The sequence below is a fragment of the Devosia sp. genome (genome assembly GCF_039927955.1).
GTDB lineage: Bacteria > Pseudomonadota > Alphaproteobacteria > Rhizobiales > Devosiaceae > Devosia.
This window is the reverse complement of record NZ_JBDSUA010000042.1, coordinates 16,258-35,805: the sequence shown is the minus strand read 5'-3', so window position 1 is coordinate 35,805 and position 19,548 is coordinate 16,258. Positions and strand designations below refer to the sequence as shown.

Sequence of the window (19,548 nt, the reverse complement as noted above, 5' to 3'; positions counted from 1 at the left end):
ATTCTTGGGATTCATCGCAGCAACGTCCAGCACGGCTGGGTTCTGCGCTTCATGGGGATGCTCGGCGCCCGAATAGACGCGGAAGTTCTTGAGCTGCGCACGGGTCAGCGGACCACCCGGCATCATGCGGCGAACAGCGTTTTCGAGAACGCGCTCAGGGAAACGGCCTTCCAGCAGTTCACGAGCGGTACGGTCCTTGATGCCGCCGGGGAAACCGGTGTGCCAATAGAACTTGTGCTGGTCCAGCTTACGGCCGGTCAGCTTCACCTTGTCGGCATTGATGACAACGATGTTGTCGCCCATGTCCATATGCGGGGTGAAGGTCGGCAGGTGCTTGCCGCGCAGACGCGAAGCGATGACCGAGGCGAGGCGGCCGACAACGAGGCCCTCTGCGTCGATCAGGATCCACTTCTTGTCGATCTCGCTCGGTTTGGCCGAGTAAGTGCTCATGTTGGAATTCCTTAGATTTCAGTGTCTTGCCGCCCTCCCCCATAGGGAGAACAGCCAGTTTCGCGGGCCATTTAGAGGGACCGGCAAAATCCGTCAAGCACTATTATAAAGTCCATATATTTCAATGGCTTATAATTGCGGTATTATAATACCACGCGATTTAACGCCCGATTCCGGACCAGATCGGCGATATAAAGCGTCACCGTGCCGGCCAGCATGAATGCCATGGCCTGATGCCCCACAGCCAGGGCCAGTGGCACGGCGTTGAGCAGCGTGGCAATGCCCAGCGCCGCCTGGACCAGCACCAGCAACCCAAGGCGCGGCAGCCAGCCCTGCACTCCAGCAAAGCCACCTGCCCTGCTCTGTCGCCAGATCAGCAGCGCCAGATAGAGGACGATAACATAGGCAATGCAGCGGTGGATAAATTGGACGGTCAGGGCGTTTTCGAACAGATTGCGCCAGAATGGATCAAGCACTGCCAGACCATTGGGGATCAGCGCTCCATCCATCAGCGGCCAGGTGTTGTAACTCATGCCCGCATCGAGCCCGGCCACGAACGCTCCTGCCCCGATCTGCAAAAACACCAGCACCAGCAACACGATGGCGCTCCAGAAGTCCCGACTGCGGGCTTTGCCCGGCACCACGCCCGACTCCAGCCAGCGCGGCACGAACATCAAAGCCATGAACAAAAGGCACGCCGCGCACAGGTGCGCCGCCAGCCGATATTGGGAAACCGAGGTCAGTTGCGTCAGCCCGGACGACACCATCCACCAGCCCAAAAGACCCTGAAATCCGCCGAGAATGAACAGTCCGAACAATGGCATAGCCAATTGGCGAGACAGGCGTTTCTGAAACAGGAACACGATGAACGGGACCAGGAACACAAAGCCCAGCAGGCGCCCCAGCAACCTGTGCAGGAATTCCCAGAAGAATATGCCTTTGAAGTCGTTGAGGGTCATCCACTGGTTGAGCACCTGATATTGCGGAATGGCCTTGTAGGCGTCGAATTCGGCCTGCCATTGCGCGTCGGTCAACGGTGGAATGGTGCCCGAAATCGGCTTCCATTCGGTTATCGAAAGACCCGATTCCGTTAGCCGAGTGATACCCCCGACAACCACCATAAGCAGGATAAAGGCCGCCATGAGGTAAAGCCAGATGCGCACGGGCCGCAACCGGTCGGCGGGAAAACTGATTTTGCTGACTGCGGCATCTTGGGCGATGGTCACGGCATTATCCCGGTATCGGAGAATGGTGCGGAGTGGTAATCCCGCTGCTGTTCCCCCGCAATAGCCGCGATGACGCACCGATGAGCCAATCCAACCGCAAGCTGATCGGCACCGTTTTGATCCTGGTCTCGATTGCGCTCTGGCTCGGCCTGGGCACCTGGGTCTATCTCAGCCTGCTGCAAGGGCTGCCGTGGTGGGTCCACATTCCATATTTCTGCGTCGCGGGCATGGGCTGGCTGTATCCGGCTATGGTGATCATCCGCTGGATGGCCAAGCCGAACGTGGCTTGAGGTCAGATACCTCTCTTCCTTCTCCCCTTGAGGGAGAAGGTGCCCCAAAGGGGCGGATGAGGGGTCTCTTGCTTACTCAGCGTATGCGGCAACAACCCCTCACCCAGATTCCTCAAGGGGGTTAAGAATACAAAGAATTAGCCCGCGCCGACCTTGCCCAGCCAGGTGAACAGCGCGCCGGTGGCGAACACGTCGACATAACGCTGCTGCTGGAACAATCCATTGAGCGATACGCGCGGCAGCGCCTGCAAGGTCTTGGCATGCCTGGGATAAAGCCCGCCGGGGCGCGTGGTGACCGCCGACTTCAGGCCAATCTCCCGCGCCAGATCAAACTCCCGCTGGCCAGCCGAAAGCGGTCCGCCCACCGGGTAGGACAGATGCCGGGGCGCCCTGCCGAACTGCGATTGCAGGATGTCGACTGACTGCACGACTTCCGCCCGCGCCTGGTCGATCGGCAGTTTGGCCAGTTCATAGTGATGCACGGTGTGAGCGCCGATGGTGCAGAGCGGGTCATGGGCGAAGGTGCGTAATTCCTGCCAATCCATGATCAAGCTGCGGCAATGTTGATCAAGATCGAGCCCATAGTCGCGAGCGAGATCGCGGATCAACTTGACGCGATCCGGCTCCGGCATCTTGCGCATGCGCCAGTACAGCGCCGCGTAAGCGGCCTGCTTTTCGCCCAGCGTGGCGCAGTCAAAGATTTCCGACTCGCCGTCGCCGGCGATAGCCACACCCTGCTGCCGGGCGATGATGTCTTCCAGCGCTTGCCACCAGACCTCGCCGACGCCATCGACCAGCTTGGTGGGAACATAGAGCGTGAACGGACATTCCTGCCTGCGCAGGATCGGCAGCGCGTATTTCAGGTTGTCACGATAGGCGTCGTCGAAAGTGAAGACGACGAAGGCCCTGCCCTTCTGTGGTGCCTGCAAGCGCGCAATGGCTTCATCGAGTGAAACGATATCAACGTCGAGCGCTCGCACACGCTCGATGACGAATTCTAAAAAATCCGGGCGGATCTGCAAAATCGCATTGGGCGAAAAGTCCGCCGGCAGATCGGGAAGCACCCGGTGCAGCGTGAAGATCACCCCGCGCGATTGCGACAATTGCCGCACCAGCCCGGGCAGACGAGACAGCCACAGCGCCTCGAACATGGCGCCGATCACAGCATATTTGAGCGCCCCCATGATCCGGCCCGGATCAGGCGGCAGCACGGCGCGGGGTCAGCACCACGTCGGCCTCGCCATACCCGGCTTCAGCCAACTGTTCGCGTGCATCCTCGATCTGCTCGGGGTCATAGTTTTCGCCCGCCACCAACACCAGCCGGCCGGACAGTTCGGCGAACAATGGCAGGGTGGAGGTCATGCCGATCCGGCCAGTCATCAGGATCACCACCTCATAAATGTCGCTGAGCGCTTCGATCAGCGTCAATGGTTTGGCGGAGCGGCGGTCGATAGCCTTGGCATGGCCCCACGGAATTTCGGCAAATCCCTCTTCGGCGGACTTGTGAACCACGTCGCCAAAGCTGGCTTTTTCGACGCTCAGATCCGCAATGCCCGGCTCGATCGACGGACGACCGCTGCCGGCGTCAACGAGGGCGACGCTCAGCCCGCGATCCAGCGCATCGGCCGCCAGAACCATTGCCAAAGTGGCGCAATCCTTGTGGGACAGATTCCCGGCCAGCAGCACGATACGGGTGCGGCCCAGCACCAGGTCAGATGACAGCGCGGCGTAATTGAGCGGCTTCACGCGGGGTTTCGTGCTCTGCATCGGCGCTGGGGCCACAAAGGGTGCGGCGGCACGTGGATTAGTGGTTCGGGCCGGAGCGATCTCGGAGGCCGCGGCAGCGTAGGCAGAACGGGAGGCGGCGGCCTGTGGAGACCGGCGCCGTACTGTCTCGCTGTTTTCCGATGCCGGCCCAGCTTCAGGTTCTGCGGCAACTGCAGCGACGGCTTCGACATGGAATGGTTCGGCAGATTCCTGTTCGGCTTCGTCCTCGTCCTCGAACGCCTCCACATGCCCGGCGGCAAGTTCCGCCTCGGCTTCGAAATGCGGTTCAGCGTCAATGCTGCGATCCATCAGCGGCTCGTAGTTCCGCCGCACGATGGCGCGGCCCGACATCAGTTCGCCGAAGATCACCAGGCCGATCTGGCCGATCAGGGTGACAATGCCGACGGCCAACAGAATAAGCGGCGTCTTGGGCGATGCAGGCTGCACCGAGGGGGCGGCCAGCGTCACCACCCGAACGTCTGGCAGCGCCGATTGCGCGTCAGTCCGCGACGAGGCTTCGCTGTAGCGCTGCAGATAGCCTTCGAGCAGGTCGCGCTGGGCCTTGGCCTCGCGCTGCAAGCTATCCAACGTCACGGTTTCCTTGGTCGCGGCAGAGGCGGAGCCCTTCATACTATCCAGATCGGCGCGCATCTTGGTCTCGATGCCATCTTCGATCTGGGCTTCGGCTTCCAGCGCGTCGGCGACACGGCCGCCCTCGACGCCGATCTGCTTGACCAGTTCGGCGATCTGGGCATCGAGTGCCCGAATGACTGGATGGCTACCCAACAGTGTTGCGGCCTTCTGGGCCCGCTCACCCTGCAGCTTGGCCTTTTCCTGGCTCAACTGCTGAATGACCACGCTGTCGCGGACATCTGGAACGCCTTCCAGCGGCTGACCGCGATCGATCAGGCCACGAATGAGCGTCGCGCGCGACAGCGCGGTATTCTTGCGCTCCTGCGCCGCGCTCATCTGGGTGGCCAGCGACGAAAGCTGCTGATCGAGCAGGGTCGAATTGTTGGAGGCGGTATAAAGGTCGTTATCGACCTTGAAATTGGCGACGGCATTTTCGGCCTGCGTCACCGAGGTGCGCAGCTTGTCGATTTCATCCTTGAGCCAGCCGGATGCCTCGGCGGTATCCGACAGCGACAGCTCGGCGCGGCGGGCGACGTGCGCCTTGGCGACAGCATTGGCCAGACGGGCAGCGAGTTGCGGATCGGTCGAACGCACCAGCACGGTGATGATGCGCGAGTCGCGTTCCTGGATCACCGTCATCCGATCATAGAGATTTCCCAGCGCGATTTCCTCCGGGCTGACTGGTGTGCCCTTGCGCCCAATCAGCTGGAAGATCATGCCGAGCGGGGAAAAGCCGCCGCTGGCACCGTTAAATTCTGGAATATCGGCGAGCTTTTCGGAGTTGACGACTTTGAGCAGGGTATCGCGCGACTTCAGCAACTCGATCTGACTGGAGACCACGCCGGCTTCGCCGCCGGTGAGCTGGGGAGCCGACTCGTTGGGCGAGCGAATATAGACGTTGCTGCGCGGCTCCACGAGGATGCTGGCAGAGCTTTCGTAAAGCTTGGGCATAAAGCTCAAGACGACGAAAGTCGCCGCCAGAATAACCAGCAAAACCATGAGAATACGAGGCATGCGCGACCAAACCGCGGCCGCAATTGCCGCAGTGTCAATTCTGGCGTCTCGCGCCGCCTGAGACTCAATGGTCATCATCTACCTCGTCGTGTTGCCATCACTTATCGAGGGAGCGTAGTAAGCAATCCGTTAAAGCTGTTGCAGATCGCAATCACACTTAGCGGCTCTAAGGACATTTTTAACCATAGAGAGCCGAGAGTGACGCCATTGAACTCGGCGAGATTCCCGATGCGTTGGCTGCATATTGTTTTCATTGCTTTGCTGCTGCCTTTGTCAGCCTGCGCGGGCATGCGCCCAGCCACCTATCTCGTTGATGTCAAAGGACCATACCAGCTCGATACCGGCGACGCAGTTCGCGTCACGGTTTACGGCGATGCTGAACTCACCACCAATTACCGCGTCGATGACAGCGGCTCGATTGCGTTCCCGCTGGTTGGACCAGTGCCGGTGCGCGGCCAGACCACGCAGGTTGCTGCCGCACGCATCGCCGCAGCACTGGCCAACGGCTATATGCGCAATCCTGACGTTGCTGTTGAAATCGCCGAATACCGTCCGTTCTTCATCCAGGGCGAAGTCAAGAATGCCGGGCAGTTCACCTATGTCTATGGAATGACCATCCGCTCGGCGATCAGCACGGCCGGCGGCTTCAGCGACACCGCCGACCGCAACCGTGCCACCGTCTATCGGCGCCAGGGCAGCCAGATGGCCAAGGGCAATGTCGATCTGGATTATCCGATCTATCCGGGCGACACCGTCGTCATCGGCGAACGCTGGTTCTGAAAATCTCCGCGCCCCGCAAGCTGCGCATTCTCCAGGTCATGCGGGCGCCGGTCGGAGGCCTGTTCCGCCACGTCGCCGATCTGTCGCGCGCGCTGGCGGCCGAAGGGCATGCGGTTGGCCTGGTGGTCGACAGCATTGCCAATGACAGCCAGACCGAAGCCAGGCTGACCGCGCTGCTGCCGCATGCTCAACTGGGCATTCACAGGTTTCCGATGCCACGCGTGCTGGGGGCGGGCGATTTTTCCGCGCCGCTCGCCGTGCGCAAACTGGCGCGTCAGCTCGACATTGACGTTCTGCACGGGCACGGCGCCAAGGGCGGGTTTTATGCCCGGCTGGCGCGGCTCGGTGGCGGCAAGGCGGTGGCGCTCTATACGCCCCACGGCGGCGTGCTGCATTACCCACCCTCCTCGCCAACCGGCCGGATTTTCCATTTTCTGGAACGCGCGCTGATGCGCCAGACCGGCGCGATCATTTTCGAGAGCGCTTATGCCCGCAAAACCTATGCCGCCGTCATCGGCGAGCCGACCTGCAAAAGCGCCATCATTCACAACGGTTTGATGCCGGACGAATTCATCCCGGTACCGCCCGATGCAGATGCTGCGGATTTTGTCTTCGTTGGTGAGTTGCGGAGCCTCAAGGGCATTTTCACGCTGGTTGAAGCGCTGGATGGCGCCATCAGGCCGGACGGCACTCCGGCAACGCTGATGCTGGCCGGCGACGGGACCGAGCGTGACGTACTGGTTGCCGCTATCGCTGCGCACGGCCTGACGGATCGCATCACCATGCCCGGCGCCCAGCCGGCCCGCGCCATGTTCGCCCGCGGGCGGTGCGCAGTGGTGCCCTCGCTGGCGGAATCCCTGCCTTATGTGGTGCTGGAAGCCGCGGCGGCGAACCTGCCGGTGATCTCCACCCAGGTTGGCGGCATCGGCGAAATCTTCGGACCCACGGCGTCGAGCCTGGTGCCCCCCAATAATGCAGTGGCTTTGCGCGCCGCCATGCAACGGTTTCTGGACGACCCTGCGGTGGCCAGAACCGAGATGCAGATGCGGCTCGCCCATGTCAGCGCCGAGTTTTCGGTGGCGCGGATGGCGGGCAGCATCGAGGCGCTGTATTACGGGTTGCTCCCATAAGCTGACCCACAAATTTCACCGAGTTTTCATTCCTTGAGTGGATGATGCAGCGAAGAAATTCCTGCGTGGTAGCGTCAAATGTACCGTGTCGACCCCAAGCAAGCAGTGATGGAGCATGCATCCAAGCGCGCCGCCAGCGGAGGCGCTACCCGCGTTCTGTCCAAGGCAGCCGAGGCGATCATCGCGGCGCCGATCGAAGCGACCTATTCCGGCGCGGTCATCGTTGGCGTGGCGCAGGTCATCGAAGCCCTGCTGCTGAGCGTGCTCGGCTACGCGATCTTTGAAGTCTATGTGATCAGCGAACAGCGCGGCTTTTACATCGCCGTGATCGCGGCATCGGTGCTGCTGGCCAACGTGCTGTTCAATGCCGCCCGCACCCACCGCATCGCCGCGTATCGCACCATGTTCAACCAGATCAGCCGTGTGATCATGGGCTGGGCGATCATCATGGTGCTGCTCTCGGTCGGCGCCTTCATGTTCAAGGCGTCCGATCTGGTCTCCCGCGTCTGGCTGATCAGCTGGTTCCTCGGCGGCTCGGTTTTGCTCGTCACCTATCGGATGATCCTGCGCGCCTTCGTGATGCGCTGGACCCGCGCCGGGCGCCTGAAGCGCCGTACCGTCATCGTCGGCGGCGGCAAGGATGCGGAAGTGCTGATCGAACAGATCCGCAAGGGCGCCGATAACGACATTCGCCTGTTCGGCCTGTTCGACGATCGCATCGATGATCGATCGCCAGAGCTGGTCGCCGGTTGCCCGAAGCTGGGCACCGTTGCCGATCTGGTGGAATTTGCCCGTCGCACCCCGGTTGATCTGGTGATCGTGTCGATGCCGCTATCGGCGGAAAAGCGCGTGCTGGAAATGCTGACCCAGCTCTGGGTGCTGCCGGTGGATATCCGCCTCTCGGCCCATATGAGCAAGCTCAAGTTCACCAACAAGGCCTATTCCTATGTTGGCGACCTGGCCGTGTTCGACATGGCCGACCGGCCGATTTCGGACTGGAACCTGATTTTCAAGTGGGTGTTCGACAAGCTGGTCGCCATCACCGCGCTGATCGTGTTCTCCCCGGTGATGCTGGCCACCGCCATTGCGATCAAGCTCGAAAGCCGTGGGCCGGTGTTCTTCATGCAGAACCGGCACGGCTTCAACAATGAGCTGATCAAGATCTACAAATTCCGCTCGATGCGCACCGATATGCTCGACGCCACCGCCTCCAGGCTGGTGACCAAGGACGATCCGCGCGTTACCCGCGTCGGCAAGTTCATCCGCAAGACCTCGATCGATGAGCTGCCGCAGCTGTTCAACGTGCTCAAGGGCCAGCTGTCCATCGTCGGCCCACGACCGCATGCACTGCAGGCCAAGGCCGACAACCAGCTCTATTACGAAGCCGTGGAGGGCTATTTTGCCCGCCATCGCGTCAAACCCGGCATGACCGGCTGGGCGCAGGTCAACGGCTGGCGTGGCGAAACCGACACCATCGACAAGATCATGCAGCGGGTGAACCACGACCTCTATTATATCGAGCACTGGTCGATCCTGCTCGATCTCTACATCGTCCTGCTCACGCCCTACTCGCTGGTCAGCAAGAACGAGAATGCCTATTAGCACCGTCGGCACTGCAGACGGCCCGCGTTTCGATGCCGGGCAAAAAGCGCTCGGCCTGGCGTTCATGCGCGAGCGGGCGCGGCGGATGCTCGATGGGCTGGTGGCCTTCTGGGTGTTTTGCGGCGGGCTGGTTATCGTGCAGCCGTCGCCTTATGAATTTGCGTTCGTGCTGGTGCTGCCGGTGGCGTTGTTTGCCGGCATCGGGCTGTACCGTTCGTCGCTGGGGATTCTGGCGTTGCTGGTGGGCTTCCTGCCGTTTGCACTGATCGCGGCGTTCCAGGTGACGTTTTCCAGTATCAGCGACTCGCTGATTTTCACCATCATTACGGCGTTCCTGTTCACCACCGCCTATTTCCTTGCCAATTATGTGGCCGAGGAGACCATTGTCCGCGTGCGGCTGATCATCAATGCCTATACCGCGATTGCCGTTATTACCGCGCTGATCGGCGCCGGTGCCTATCTCGGCGTGATCCCGGGCGGTGAGGATCTGTTCCTGCGCTATGGCCGCGCCAAGGCGCTGTTCGAAGACCCCAACGTTTATGGCCCATTCCTGATCCTGCCGGCGGCCTTTGCACTGCAGCGGATACTGCTGGCGCGCGGCAGGCGCTCGTTCTGGGCGGCAGTGGTTTACCTGATCCTGTTCGTGGGCGTGTTTGCCAGCTTTTCACGCGCCGCGTGGGGACATCTGGCGTTCACCTCGGTCATGGTGCTGGTGCTGGTGTTCTGGCTGGAAGCGCTGGCGCATGACAAGGTGCGGATCATGATCCTGTCGCTGGTTGGCATCGCGGGACTGGCGATTGCCATGGGCGGGTTGCTGAGCATTCCGGCGGTTGGCAAGCTGTTTGAAACCCGCGCCGCTTCGCAGGAGTATGACAGCGGCGAAACCGGGCGGTTTGGCCGGCAAGGCTATGCGTTCGATCTGGCGCTGGATCATCCGTGGGGCATCGGCCCCGGCGAATTTCACAATATGCGCATCATCGAAGAGCCGCACGACACCTATGTCAGCACCATCCACGTCTATGGCTGGGGCGGCGGCGCCATGTATTACATGTTCGCCGCACTGACGCTGTGGAAGGGGTTTTCATCGCTGACCCGCCCGTCTCCGTTCCGGCCGTTGATGATCCCGCTGATTTCGACTTTTGCCATGCTGGCGGGTGAGGCCGCCATCATCGATATCGACCACTGGCGGCACTATTATCTGCTGGCCGGGCTGATCTGGGGCGTTTCCGCCGCCATTCGCAACAGTAAGCGCACGTCACTCTATCGCAACGCCGCGGTCATCTAGAAAGGCCCGTGCCAGCCGCACGGTGCCCTCGGCAAAGCCGGACATATGGGTTTGGGCCAAAGCGGTTTCGGCGTGCGAACCGATCCAGGCCAGCAGCGCCATGCGCCGCAGCAGAACCATGGTGTCCATAGCAGCAATATCCGCCGCCGCGAGGGGCCGAACCGGCAGATAGCCGCGCAGCCACGCAGCCTTCAGCATCGGCGCCGATGCATCGGTTTCGTGGAACGAGATGGCGGCGGCAAAATCATAGGCAAACCAGCAGAACCCGCAGTCGTCAAAATCGATCAGCGAGATCGCCGCGCCATCGACCAGCAGATTGCCCAGCCGCATATCGGCGTGGATCAATCCGAACCGTTCCGGCCCACTGTCGTACTCGTCCAACTCCGTGCGAAGGACTGTGTCGAGCCTGTTTAACACCCGTCGCGCCGACTCATCGACGCCCGGCGCAATCCGCCAGTCGCCCCACAGGCCATCCGCATCCAGAATTTTCCCGGCACTCCAGAGCTGTCGCTCGAACCCCTGTGGCGGCTGCCACATCGCGGCGTGTCGGTGCATGGTTGCGGCGAACTCACCGAGGCGCTCAAAGATCGGCTCCAGATCATCGGCCAGTGTCGGTTCGGTGCCGGCAATAAACTCGAAGAGCACGGCGAAACGCGGAGCCTGCTCGCCCAGGTTGATGGTTTGCAGCAATTGCCCATCGCGCCCGGCGACCGGCCGCGCCAGTGGCAAATCCGTGCTGGCGCCCAAGGCGGCCAGCCAGGCCAGTTCACTGTTGATCGACGCCGCGGACTGGTAGCCCGGCCGGTGTACCCGCAAGGTGAATCGCGGGCCGTCTGCGGCGGTCAGCAAAAAGGTGTGGTTCTCGGAATGGTTGAGCAGCCGAATGGCCATGCAGTCGGTTTCCGGCCAGGCGCTGAGCGCCTCCAGAACAGCGTTCTCGTCGAGGCAATGACTGTGTTCGGCCATAACCAATCCTGCGGCCAGCCTTGGGCTGCCGGGCAACTCGAACTCTTGGGAGGGAATTTGGTCGGAGCGACAGGATTTGAACCTGCGACCCTTTGTCCCCCAGACAAATGCGCTACCAGGCTGCGCTACGCCCCGACTGCGCGGAGACATAGAGAAGCCGAGGTTTTGAGGCAACCCCAAATCGAGCGGCAGGCTGCTAGCTTTTGCTGAAATTGCGAATAACGTTGCGGATGGCAAAGTTGGACTGGATGCGTGTGACGCTGGGCAGCTTTGACAGGATTTCAGAGTGTATGCGCTCATAGTCGGCGATACTCTGAGCTTCGACGCGCAGCAGATAGTCGGTCAATCCGGCCATCAGGTAACATTCGCGAATCTCGACGCATTTTCGTGCCGCCGCCTCAAATCGCTTCATGTGCTCGTCGGTTTGATGATCGAGGGTAATCTGCACGATGACGACAGTGGACTGGGTCGCAGCACCGTCTTCGATGATCGCGGTATATCCGCGAATGACCCCGCTCGCCTCCAGCAGATGCAGCCGCCGCAGGCAAGCCGATGGTGAAAGCCCTACAGCTTCGGCCAGCCTGGCATTGCTCATCCGCCCATCGGCGCGCAGCAGCGACAGGATAGCGCGATCGATCTTGTCTACCATTTTCGCATTTCCTTGCAATGGACGGCGATATTCACTGCAAGACACGCCAGATTGCAACTTTGAACGGCTGAAACGCGAGAAATTCGACGAAACCACCATTAGGATGACTGAAACAGTCATTCTTGGGAGGCTTGAGTGGAGCGGCAGACCCTGACGATGCAACCGGCTTCGGCGGTTCTGACCATCGATCTCGAGGCTATCGTGAGCAACTATCGCACGCTGGCACACCGCGCTGCGCCGACGGAATGTTCTGCGGTGGTCAAAGCGGACGGTTATGGACTGGGAGCGACGACAGTCGGCGCAGCCCTGCTCGCAGCCGGATGCCAGACGTTTTTCGTTGCGGCACTTTCCGAGGGACTCGACCTGCGAAGCGCACTAGGCCCTGCCCCCAGGATTTTTGTGCTCAACGGCCTTCCGCCTGGCGGCGAAGCGCTGTGCCTTTCCGCCACGCTGCTGCCCGTCCTGAGTTCGGTCTCTCAGGTCAAAGCCTGGAGCGAGCATGGCAATGGCGCCCCGGCGGCACTGCAGGTCGATACCGGCATGTCGCGCTTCGGGCTTTCAGTGACCGAGCAGGTCGATCTTGCCGGCGACCTGGCGCGGCTCAATCTGGTGCTGCTGATGAGCCACCTGGCCAATGCGGATGAGCCGGAGCATCGGGGCAATGCTGCGCAGCTTGAAGCATTCCGGGCGGCCAAAGGGCGTTTCCCCACCCTGCCCGCGTCGCTGGCCAATTCGGCTGGCACGTTCCTTGGCGCGGATTACCGGTTCGATCTCTGCCGTCCCGGTGCGGCTCTTTACGGGATCGAGGCTGGTCCGCGAGTCGAGGGTATTGTTCCAACAGTGCAGCTTACGGCGCAGATCGCGCAGATTCGCACCGTCGCTCCTGGCACTCATATTGGCTACGGCTATACCTTCGAGGCCGACCGACCGATGCGGATCGCCACCATTGCGGTGGGCTATGGCGATGGCTGGCCGCGCCATCTGTCCAATGGCGGCGCGGTGTGGTTTGGCGATTATCGCCTGCCGATTGTTGGGCGCGTGTCGATGGACAGCTTCATGGCAGACATCAGCGCAGTTCCGCCCGAGCAGATTGCCGAGGGCGTTGCGGTCGAACTGATCGGGCCACATCAAACCGCCGATGATGTGGGCCGCCTGTCCGGCACTATCGGCTACGAAATTCTCACCCGGCTGGGCCGCCGCTATGCCCGCACCTATAGAGCAGCGAAAGAGTAGAGCCATGAAAGTCATCATTCTGGGCGGCGGCGTGATCGGGGTGACCTCGGCCTATTATCTGGCCAAGGCAGGGCACGAGGTCGAGGTAATCGAGCGCCAACCCGGCGTGGCGCTGGAAACCAGCTTTGCCAATGCCGGCGAGGTATCGCCTGGCTATGCCTCGCCCTGGGCGGCGCCCGGCATTCCGCAAAAGGCGGTCAAATGGCTGATGATGAAACATCCGCCCCTGATCGTGAAAGCCATGGTCGACCCCTATATGGTGCGTTGGGTGCTGCAGATGCTGACCAATTGCACGGCAGGCCGCTACGCCACCAACAAGGCCCGCATGGTGCGCGTGGCCGAATATAGCCGCGATGTGCTCAAGCAGTTGCGGGCCGATACCGGCATCACCTACGACGAGCGCATGCAGGGCACTGTGCAACTGTTTCGCACGCAGAAGCAGGTTGATGGCGCCTACAAGGACATCGAGGTGCTCAAGCAATATGGCGTAGCGTATGAAGAGCTGGACCGGGCCGGCTGCATCGCCGCCGAGCCGGGGCTTGGTGCCTCCAGCGCCGATATTGCCGGCGGGCTGCGCCTGCCCGGCGACGAAACCGGCGATTGCCACGTCTTCACCACCAAGCTCGCGGCCATGGCGATCGAGCTGGGCGTGAAATTTCATTTCGGCACGACGATCAGCGGCATTGAAACCAACGGAGGCAAGGTTTCGAGCCTACAGACCAGCGCCGGGCCGATGAGTGGCGACGCCTATATCATGGCCATGGGCAGTTTTTCGCCCAAGCTGGCGCGCACCATCGGCATCGATCTGCCGATTTATCCGATCAAGGGCTACTCGATCACTGCGCCGCTGATCAATGAAGCGACCGCGCCGGTTTCCACCGTGCTGGACGAAACCTACAAGATTGCCATCACCCGCCTTGGCGACCGCATCCGCGTTGGCGGCATGGCCGAGCTGTCAGGTTACAATTCCGACCTGCCGCCACGCCGGCGCGAAACGCTGGCCTATTGCGTCAATGAGCTATTCCCGGGCGCGGGCGATACCGTGGCAGCCAGCTATTGGACCGGTATGCGCCCGATGACGCCGGACAGCACGCCAATCATTGGGGCCAGCAAATTGGCAAACCTGTTCATCAATAGCGGCCATGGCACGCTGGGTTGGACCATGTCGTGCGGCTCGGCCCGGGTGATCGCCGATCTGGTTGGTGGCAAGACGCCAGATATCGATACGTCGGATCTGGGTGTGTCACGGTATTAGAGCGCTTGCGGCCCAGTCGACACCCTCCCCCTTGCGGGGAGGGATCAAGGGTGGGGGTGGTTTGGCCCCGATATCGGAGCTCTCACACCCCCTCCTGGCCTCCCCCATCAAGGGGGAGGTGCCGTCCGATGCATGGGCCGGATGGCGCTGCAATCTATATGCGATAACTCTGTCCCTAAGGCCGCATAATGGCTTCCTATCCGCACCTGATGTCGCCGCTGACGATCAACAAGCTCACGCTGCGCAACCGCGTGGTCTCCACCGCGCATGCGGAAGTCTATGCCGAAGCCGGCGGCCTGCCGGGGGATCGCTATATTCGTTACTACGAAGAAAAGGCCAAAGGCGGCCTCGGCCTTGCCATCTGTGGCGGCTCCAGCCCGGTCTCGGTCGATAGCCCGCAAGGCTGGTGGAAATCGGTCAATCTCTCCACCGATCGCGTCATCGATCCCTTGGCCCGCTTGGCCGAAACCATGCACAAGCATGGCACCAAGATCATGATCCAGGCCACCCATATGGGCCGCCGCAATGCCTTCCACGGCGAAAACTGGCCGCACCTGATGACGCCGTCAGGCATCCGTGAGCCGGTCCATCGCGGCAATGCCAAGATCATCGAAATCCAGGAAATCAAACGCATCATCAAGGACTTCGGTGTCGCTGCAAAACGTGTGCAGGATGCCGGCCTTGATGGCATCGAAATCTCCGCCGCCCATCAGCACCTGATTGACCAGTTCTGGAGCCCGCGCTCCAATTTCCGCTCCGACGAATGGGGCGGCTCGCTTGCCAACCGCATGCGCTTCGGCATCGAGGTACTGACCTCGGTCCGCGAGGCCGTCGGCAAGGATTTCGTCGTCGGCCTGCGCATGTGCGGCGACGAGTTTCACGAGGACGGCCTCGATCACGAAACCCTCAAGGAAATCGCCCACGCAATGGGCGAAACCAGGCTGATCGACTATCTCAGCGTCATTGGCTCCGGTGCCGATACCCACAACACGCTGGCCAATTGCATGCCACCTATGGCGCTGCCGCCTGAGCCCTTCGTTCATCTCGCCGCTGGCATCAAATCGGTCGTGGATCTGCCGGTCATGCACGCCCAGTCGATCCGCGATGCCGGGCAGGCCGAGCGCATCCTGGCCGCCGGCATGGTCGATCTGGTGGGCATGACCCGGGCCCAGATCGCCGATCCGCACATGGTCGAAAAAATCCGCGATGGCCGCGAAGACGAGATAAAACAATGCGTTGGCGCCAATTATTGCATCGATCGGCAATATAACGGTCTCGACGTGCTCTGCGTGCAGAACGCCGCGACGTCGCGCGAAGCCACCATGCCGCACATCGTCACCAAGTCGACCGGCCCAAAGCGCAAGGTCGTCGTGGTCGGCGGTGGTCCCGGTGGCCTCGAAGCCGCCCGCGTCGCCCGCTCGCGCGGACACGATGTGGTGCTGTTTGAAAAAAGCGACGCCGTCGGTGGCCAGATCAATCTCGCCGCCAAGGCGCCGCAGCGCGAACAGATGGCCGGCATCGTCCGCTGGTTCGATATGGAAACCAGACGCCTCGGCGTCGATCGCCGCATGGGCACGCAAGCCACCTCCGAGATGATCCTGGCCGAACAGCCCGATATCGTCGTGCTGGCCACCGGCGGCAATTCCAACATGGGCCAGGTGGCCGGCTGGGGCGCCGATGATGGCCTGTCGGTCAGTTCGTGGGACATCCTCTCCGGCAAGGTCGCTCCGGCCAAAAACGTTTTGGTCTATGACGTGATGAGCGCCCATACCGGCTCCGGCACCGCCGATTTCCTCGCCACCCGCGGCAGCCAGGTTGAAATCGTCACCCCCGACGTCAAGGTGGCCGACGACGTTGGCGGCACCACTTTCCCGATCTTTTATCGGCGCCTCTACGCCATGGACGTGGTGATGACGCCAAACTACTGGCTCGACCGGGTCTATCGCGAAGGCGACAAGCTGATCGCCGTGATCCGCAACGAATATACCGAGGCGCTGGAAGAACGCGCCGTCGATCAGGTCGTGGTCGAAAACGGCATTCTCCCCAATGACGGCCTCTATTGGGACCTCAAGGAAAAGTCGGTCAATTACGGCCAGACCGATATCGCCACCCTGTTCGCCAGCCAGCCGCAGCCCGGCCTGTCCGAAGACCTGTCAGGCGATAAATTCCTGCTCTATCGCGTCGGCGATTGCATCTCGCAGCACAATATCCACGGCGCCATCTACGATGCGCTCCGCCTCTGCAAGGATTTTTGAGCGTGCTCTGGGTCCAGATCGCTATCACCTGCATATTCTGGCTTGCGGTCCTCACCCTGGCCGTCGGCCTGTTCCGCCGCATGGCGCTATGGCGCAATGGTCGTGACGCCCCCGTCGACTGGGCCGGGCTGCTGTCCATCCCCAAGCGATATCTGGTGGACGTGCACCATGTCGTGGCGCGAGACCCGTACATATCGATAACCCACGTCGCAGTCGCTGGCGGCGCCGTTGGCGCATTGGCTCTCATCGGGCTCAACTACGGTTTTGCCCTCTACAGTGTTTGGCTGGACTGGCTGATCATCTTGGCGAGTGCGGTCATGTTCGGTGGTGCCATTCGTGTCTGGCGGCGCCGCATCGATCCGCCCACCCGCCTGTCACGTGGACCGTGGACCCGGCTGCCCTATACTTTGGCGGCATTCGCCCTTGGCGCCGTGTTACTCATGGCCATCACTACCAGCACCATCGCGGCAACACTGCTGACCTCCACACTGGCCGCAGCAGCGCTGCTGCTGCTCATCGCCGGCTTCGCCGAACTGGCCTTGGGAATCAGCACCGGCGGACCGATGAAACACGCGGTGGCCGGGCTGCTGCATCTGGGCTTTCATCCGCGCAAACAGCGCTTCACCGAGCGCTCGGTCGGCCTGCGTCCGCTCGATCTCGACGCCGGTGATTTCGGCGTCGAAAAACCCTCGGATTTCCGCTGGAATCAACTGCTGTCGTTCGATGCCTGCGTGCAATGCGGCAAGTGTGAAGCCGCCTGTCCTGCCGCCGCCGCCGGCCAGCCGCTCAACCCTAAAAAGCTCATCCAGGACATGGTGGTTGGCCTCGCCGGCGGCAGCGACGCCGCCTATTTCGGCAGCCCGTCCCCCGGTCTTGAAATCGGCACCCATGCCGGCGCGCCGGATCAGCCCATCGTGCCATTCCTGATCGAACCCGAAACCCTGTGGTCCTGCACCACCTGCCGCGCCTGCGTGCAGGAATGCCCGATGCTGATCGAGCATGTCGATGCCATCGTCGACCTGCGCCGCAACGTTACGCTGACCACCGGCGATCTCCCCGGCACCGCCCCGGAAACCCTCGCCAACCTGCGCGAAACCAGCACGGCTGGCGGCCACGATCTGGCCTCGCGCTACAATTGGGCCGTCGATCTCGACGTGCCAGTTGCCCGGCCCGGCGTCGCCTTCGACGTGCTGCTGGTCGCCGGCGAAGGCGCCTTCGACATGCGCTACCAGCGCAGCCTGCGCGCCCTGGTCAAATCGCTCCAAGCCGCCAAGGTGGACTTCGCCGTACTCGGCGCCCTCGAACTCGATACCGGCGACACTGCTCGCCGTCTCGGCGACGAAGCCACCTTCCAGTCACTGGCGCAGCGCAATATTGCCCTGCTGGCGGGCTTTTCGTTTCAGCGCATCGTCACCGCCGACCCGCACGTGCTCAACAGCCTGAAAAACGACTACCCGGCGCTGGGCGGCCATTACAAAGTGCTGCACCACACCACGTTCCTTGCCCAACTCGCCAATGCCGGCCAGCTCAAGCTGACCCAGATGCTCGATCAGCGCCCGGTCACCTATCATGACCCGTGCTATCTCGGTCGCTACAATGGCGAGATCGATGCCCCCCGCGACCTGCTCAAATCCATTGGCATCGAAGTGCGCGAAATGGAGCGCTCCGGTCTGCGCGGCCGCTGCTGCGGCGGGGGCGGCGGCGCGCCGCTCACCGACATTCCCGGCAAGCAGCGCATCCCTGATATCCGCATGGAAGATGCTCGCGCTACCGGCGCCGGCATCGTCGCTGTTGCCTGTCCACAATGCACCGCCATGCTCGAAGGCGTCGTCGGAGACCGCCCCGAAGTGCTCGACGTCGCCGAACTCATCGCCGCCGCGCTGGAGGTCACCGCATGACCAGTCCAGCCAAACGCCTCAATACCCGCCGCCCGTTCCACGTCACGCCACAGGGCCTCAAGCGCATCATCCTCGGCGAAATCGGCGCGGCGGGCACGCTTCAGCATTTTGCCGCCCACCACGAAACGGCACCCAAACCGCTGCGTCTGACTCAAGCGCCGACAAACCACATCCTTGTCATCGCCCACACCGATCGCGGTGGCTTTGACGCACAGGCCCAGCAGGCCATCGCTGCCGCCGCACTGCTGGCCCGCGCCGATGCGGCGGTCGCCGTGCTCGTGCTCGGCAGTCTCACTGATGATCTGACAACTCTGGGCGCCGACAGTATCTTCGTCGCGCCGGACTGCGAAAGCGGCCTGTTCAATCCCGATCTGGAACTGGCCATCGCCACTGACATCATCGGCAAACTCAATCCGCTCCATATCCTGCTCCCCGACAACGCCATCGGCGATGGTGATCTCGGCCGCCGCCTGGCCGCAAGGCTTGGCGCGGACGCAGCCGCTCATGTGGTCGAACTGAAAGCCGACGCGCTGGCTACACATTGGCAGGGCGGCGCCACGCTTGCCCGTCGAACCTTGCCGCGCATCCTGCTGCTCGATCCGGAAACCACGGACACCGCACTGGCGTTCCGCGGCGTCGGAGAGACGCTCGACTATGCAGCGGCCGAAACTCCAGCCAGCGCCTATGCCCATCTCGGCACCCCCGCCATCGACACGGCCAAACTGGCGCTGGAAGAAGCCGATTTCATCGTCTCCGCCGGCAATGGAGTCACTGACGTGCCGACCCTGCAGGCCGTCGCCGATGCCTTCGGCGCGGCAGTCGGCGCCAGCCGGGTGGCCGTCGATGATGGCAAGTTCGCCCGCGACAAGCAGATCGGCGCCACCGGCAAGACCGTCACCGCCAATGTCTATCTGGCCATCGGCATTTCCGGCGCCGTCCAGCACCTGCAGGGCATTCGCGCCTGCCGTCACGTCATCGCCATCAATACCGATGCCAGCGCCCCGATCGCCAAGCGCGCCGATCTGACCATCGTCGACGATGCCCAGCAGATCATGGAGCAATTGCTGCACGCCACGCGCGGCCGCAATTTCACCGCTGCCGATCAGGAGGCCTAG

Annotated in this window: 16 protein-coding genes and 1 tRNA gene; 10 read left to right on the top strand and 7 right to left on the bottom strand. The window is 62.1% G+C overall.

Annotation, left to right across the window (positions count from 1 at the left end):
• Positions 1–450: 50S ribosomal protein L13 (rplM, locus tag ABIT12_RS11520; protein ID WP_348045666.1), on the bottom strand; the 450-nt coding region annotated here is incomplete at its 3' end.
• A gap of 143 nt (positions 451–593) precedes the next feature.
• Positions 594–1,676, bottom strand: coding sequence for a COX15/CtaA family protein (locus tag ABIT12_RS11515; RefSeq protein ID WP_348045664.1), 1,083 nt, complete (start codon positions 1,674–1,676; stop codon positions 594–596).
• Between the two features lie 32 nt (positions 1,677–1,708).
• Here ABIT12_RS11515 and ABIT12_RS11510 point away from each other — a divergent pair, with 32 nt between their 5' ends.
• Entirely contained in the window at positions 1,709–1,966 is a 258-nt protein-coding gene (locus tag ABIT12_RS11510; RefSeq protein WP_348045662.1) for a DUF2842 domain-containing protein, read from the top strand.
• A gap of 137 nt (positions 1,967–2,103) precedes the next feature.
• Here ABIT12_RS11510 and ABIT12_RS11505 read toward each other — a convergent pair whose 3' ends face one another.
• Both ABIT12_RS11505 and ABIT12_RS11500 read right to left on the bottom strand, forming a co-directional pair.
• A complete protein-coding gene (locus tag ABIT12_RS11505; RefSeq protein ID WP_348045660.1) occupies positions 2,104–3,177 on the bottom strand; it encodes a polysaccharide deacetylase family protein in 1,074 nt (357 codons plus the stop codon).
• Entirely contained in the window at positions 3,164–5,455 is a 2,292-nt protein-coding gene (locus ABIT12_RS11500) for an exopolysaccharide transport family protein (RefSeq protein WP_348045658.1), read from the bottom strand. The genes ABIT12_RS11505 and ABIT12_RS11500 overlap by 14 nt, the downstream gene beginning before the upstream one ends.
• Before the next feature lie 213 nt (positions 5,456–5,668).
• On the opposite strand from ABIT12_RS11500, the gene ABIT12_RS11495 reads away from it, so the two are divergent.
• The 4 genes from ABIT12_RS11495 (at position 5,669) to ABIT12_RS11480 (ending at position 10,177) form a co-directional block, all read left to right on the top strand.
• Entirely contained in the window at positions 5,669–6,160 is a 492-nt protein-coding gene (locus ABIT12_RS11495; protein ID WP_348045656.1) for a polysaccharide biosynthesis/export family protein, read from the top strand.
• Between the two features lie 38 nt (positions 6,161–6,198).
• A complete protein-coding gene (locus ABIT12_RS11490) occupies positions 6,199–7,290 on the top strand; it encodes a glycosyltransferase family 4 protein (RefSeq protein WP_348045654.1) in 1,092 nt (363 codons plus the stop codon).
• 78 nt (positions 7,291–7,368) lie between these two features.
• On the top strand, positions 7,369–8,892 hold the full coding sequence (locus ABIT12_RS11485) for an undecaprenyl-phosphate glucose phosphotransferase (RefSeq protein ID WP_348045652.1): 1,524 nt from the start codon (positions 7,369–7,371) through the stop codon (positions 8,890–8,892).
• Complete coding sequence (locus tag ABIT12_RS11480) at positions 8,882–10,177, top strand: O-antigen ligase family protein (protein WP_348045651.1); 1,296 nt, start codon at positions 8,882–8,884, stop codon at positions 10,175–10,177. The genes ABIT12_RS11485 and ABIT12_RS11480 overlap by 11 nt, the downstream gene beginning before the upstream one ends.
• Here ABIT12_RS11480 and ABIT12_RS11475 read toward each other — a convergent pair.
• The 3 genes from ABIT12_RS11475 to ABIT12_RS11465 all read right to left on the bottom strand — a co-directional run bounded on the left by ABIT12_RS11475 (position 10,148) and on the right by ABIT12_RS11465 (position 11,792).
• Positions 10,148–11,143, bottom strand: coding sequence for a phosphotransferase (locus tag ABIT12_RS11475; protein WP_348045649.1), 996 nt, complete (start codon positions 11,141–11,143; stop codon positions 10,148–10,150). The genes ABIT12_RS11480 and ABIT12_RS11475 overlap by 30 nt on opposite strands.
• 58 nt (positions 11,144–11,201) lie before the next feature.
• Positions 11,202–11,278: transfer RNA gene (locus tag ABIT12_RS11470), tRNA-Pro, on the bottom strand.
• A gap of 61 nt (positions 11,279–11,339) precedes the next feature.
• Positions 11,340–11,792 (bottom strand): Lrp/AsnC family transcriptional regulator, encoded by a 453-nt coding sequence (locus tag ABIT12_RS11465; protein ID WP_348045647.1) that lies wholly within the window; start codon positions 11,790–11,792, stop codon positions 11,340–11,342.
• A gap of 135 nt (positions 11,793–11,927) precedes the next feature.
• On the opposite strand from ABIT12_RS11465, the gene alr reads away from it, so the two are divergent.
• The 5 genes from alr (at position 11,928) to ABIT12_RS11440 (ending at position 19,548) form a co-directional block, all read left to right on the top strand.
• Positions 11,928–13,025: an alanine racemase gene (alr, locus tag ABIT12_RS11460; RefSeq protein ID WP_348045645.1), complete on the top strand. Its 1,098-nt coding sequence runs from the start codon at positions 11,928–11,930 to the stop codon at positions 13,023–13,025.
• A 4-nt stretch (positions 13,026–13,029) separates the two neighbouring features.
• Entirely contained in the window at positions 13,030–14,280 is a 1,251-nt protein-coding gene (locus ABIT12_RS11455) for a D-amino acid dehydrogenase (protein ID WP_348045643.1), read from the top strand.
• 188 nt (positions 14,281–14,468) lie between these two features.
• Positions 14,469–16,535 carry an NADH:flavin oxidoreductase gene (locus ABIT12_RS11450; protein ID WP_348045641.1) on the top strand — a complete coding sequence of 689 codons (2,067 nt, stop codon included), beginning with the start codon at positions 14,469–14,471 and terminating at the stop codon, positions 16,533–16,535.
• 2 nt (positions 16,536–16,537) lie between these two features.
• Entirely contained in the window at positions 16,538–18,433 is a 1,896-nt protein-coding gene (locus ABIT12_RS11445; protein WP_348045639.1) for a (Fe-S)-binding protein, read from the top strand.
• A complete protein-coding gene (locus tag ABIT12_RS11440; RefSeq protein WP_348045637.1) occupies positions 18,430–19,548 on the top strand; it encodes an electron transfer flavoprotein subunit alpha/FixB family protein in 1,119 nt (372 codons plus the stop codon). The genes ABIT12_RS11445 and ABIT12_RS11440 overlap by 4 nt, the downstream gene beginning before the upstream one ends.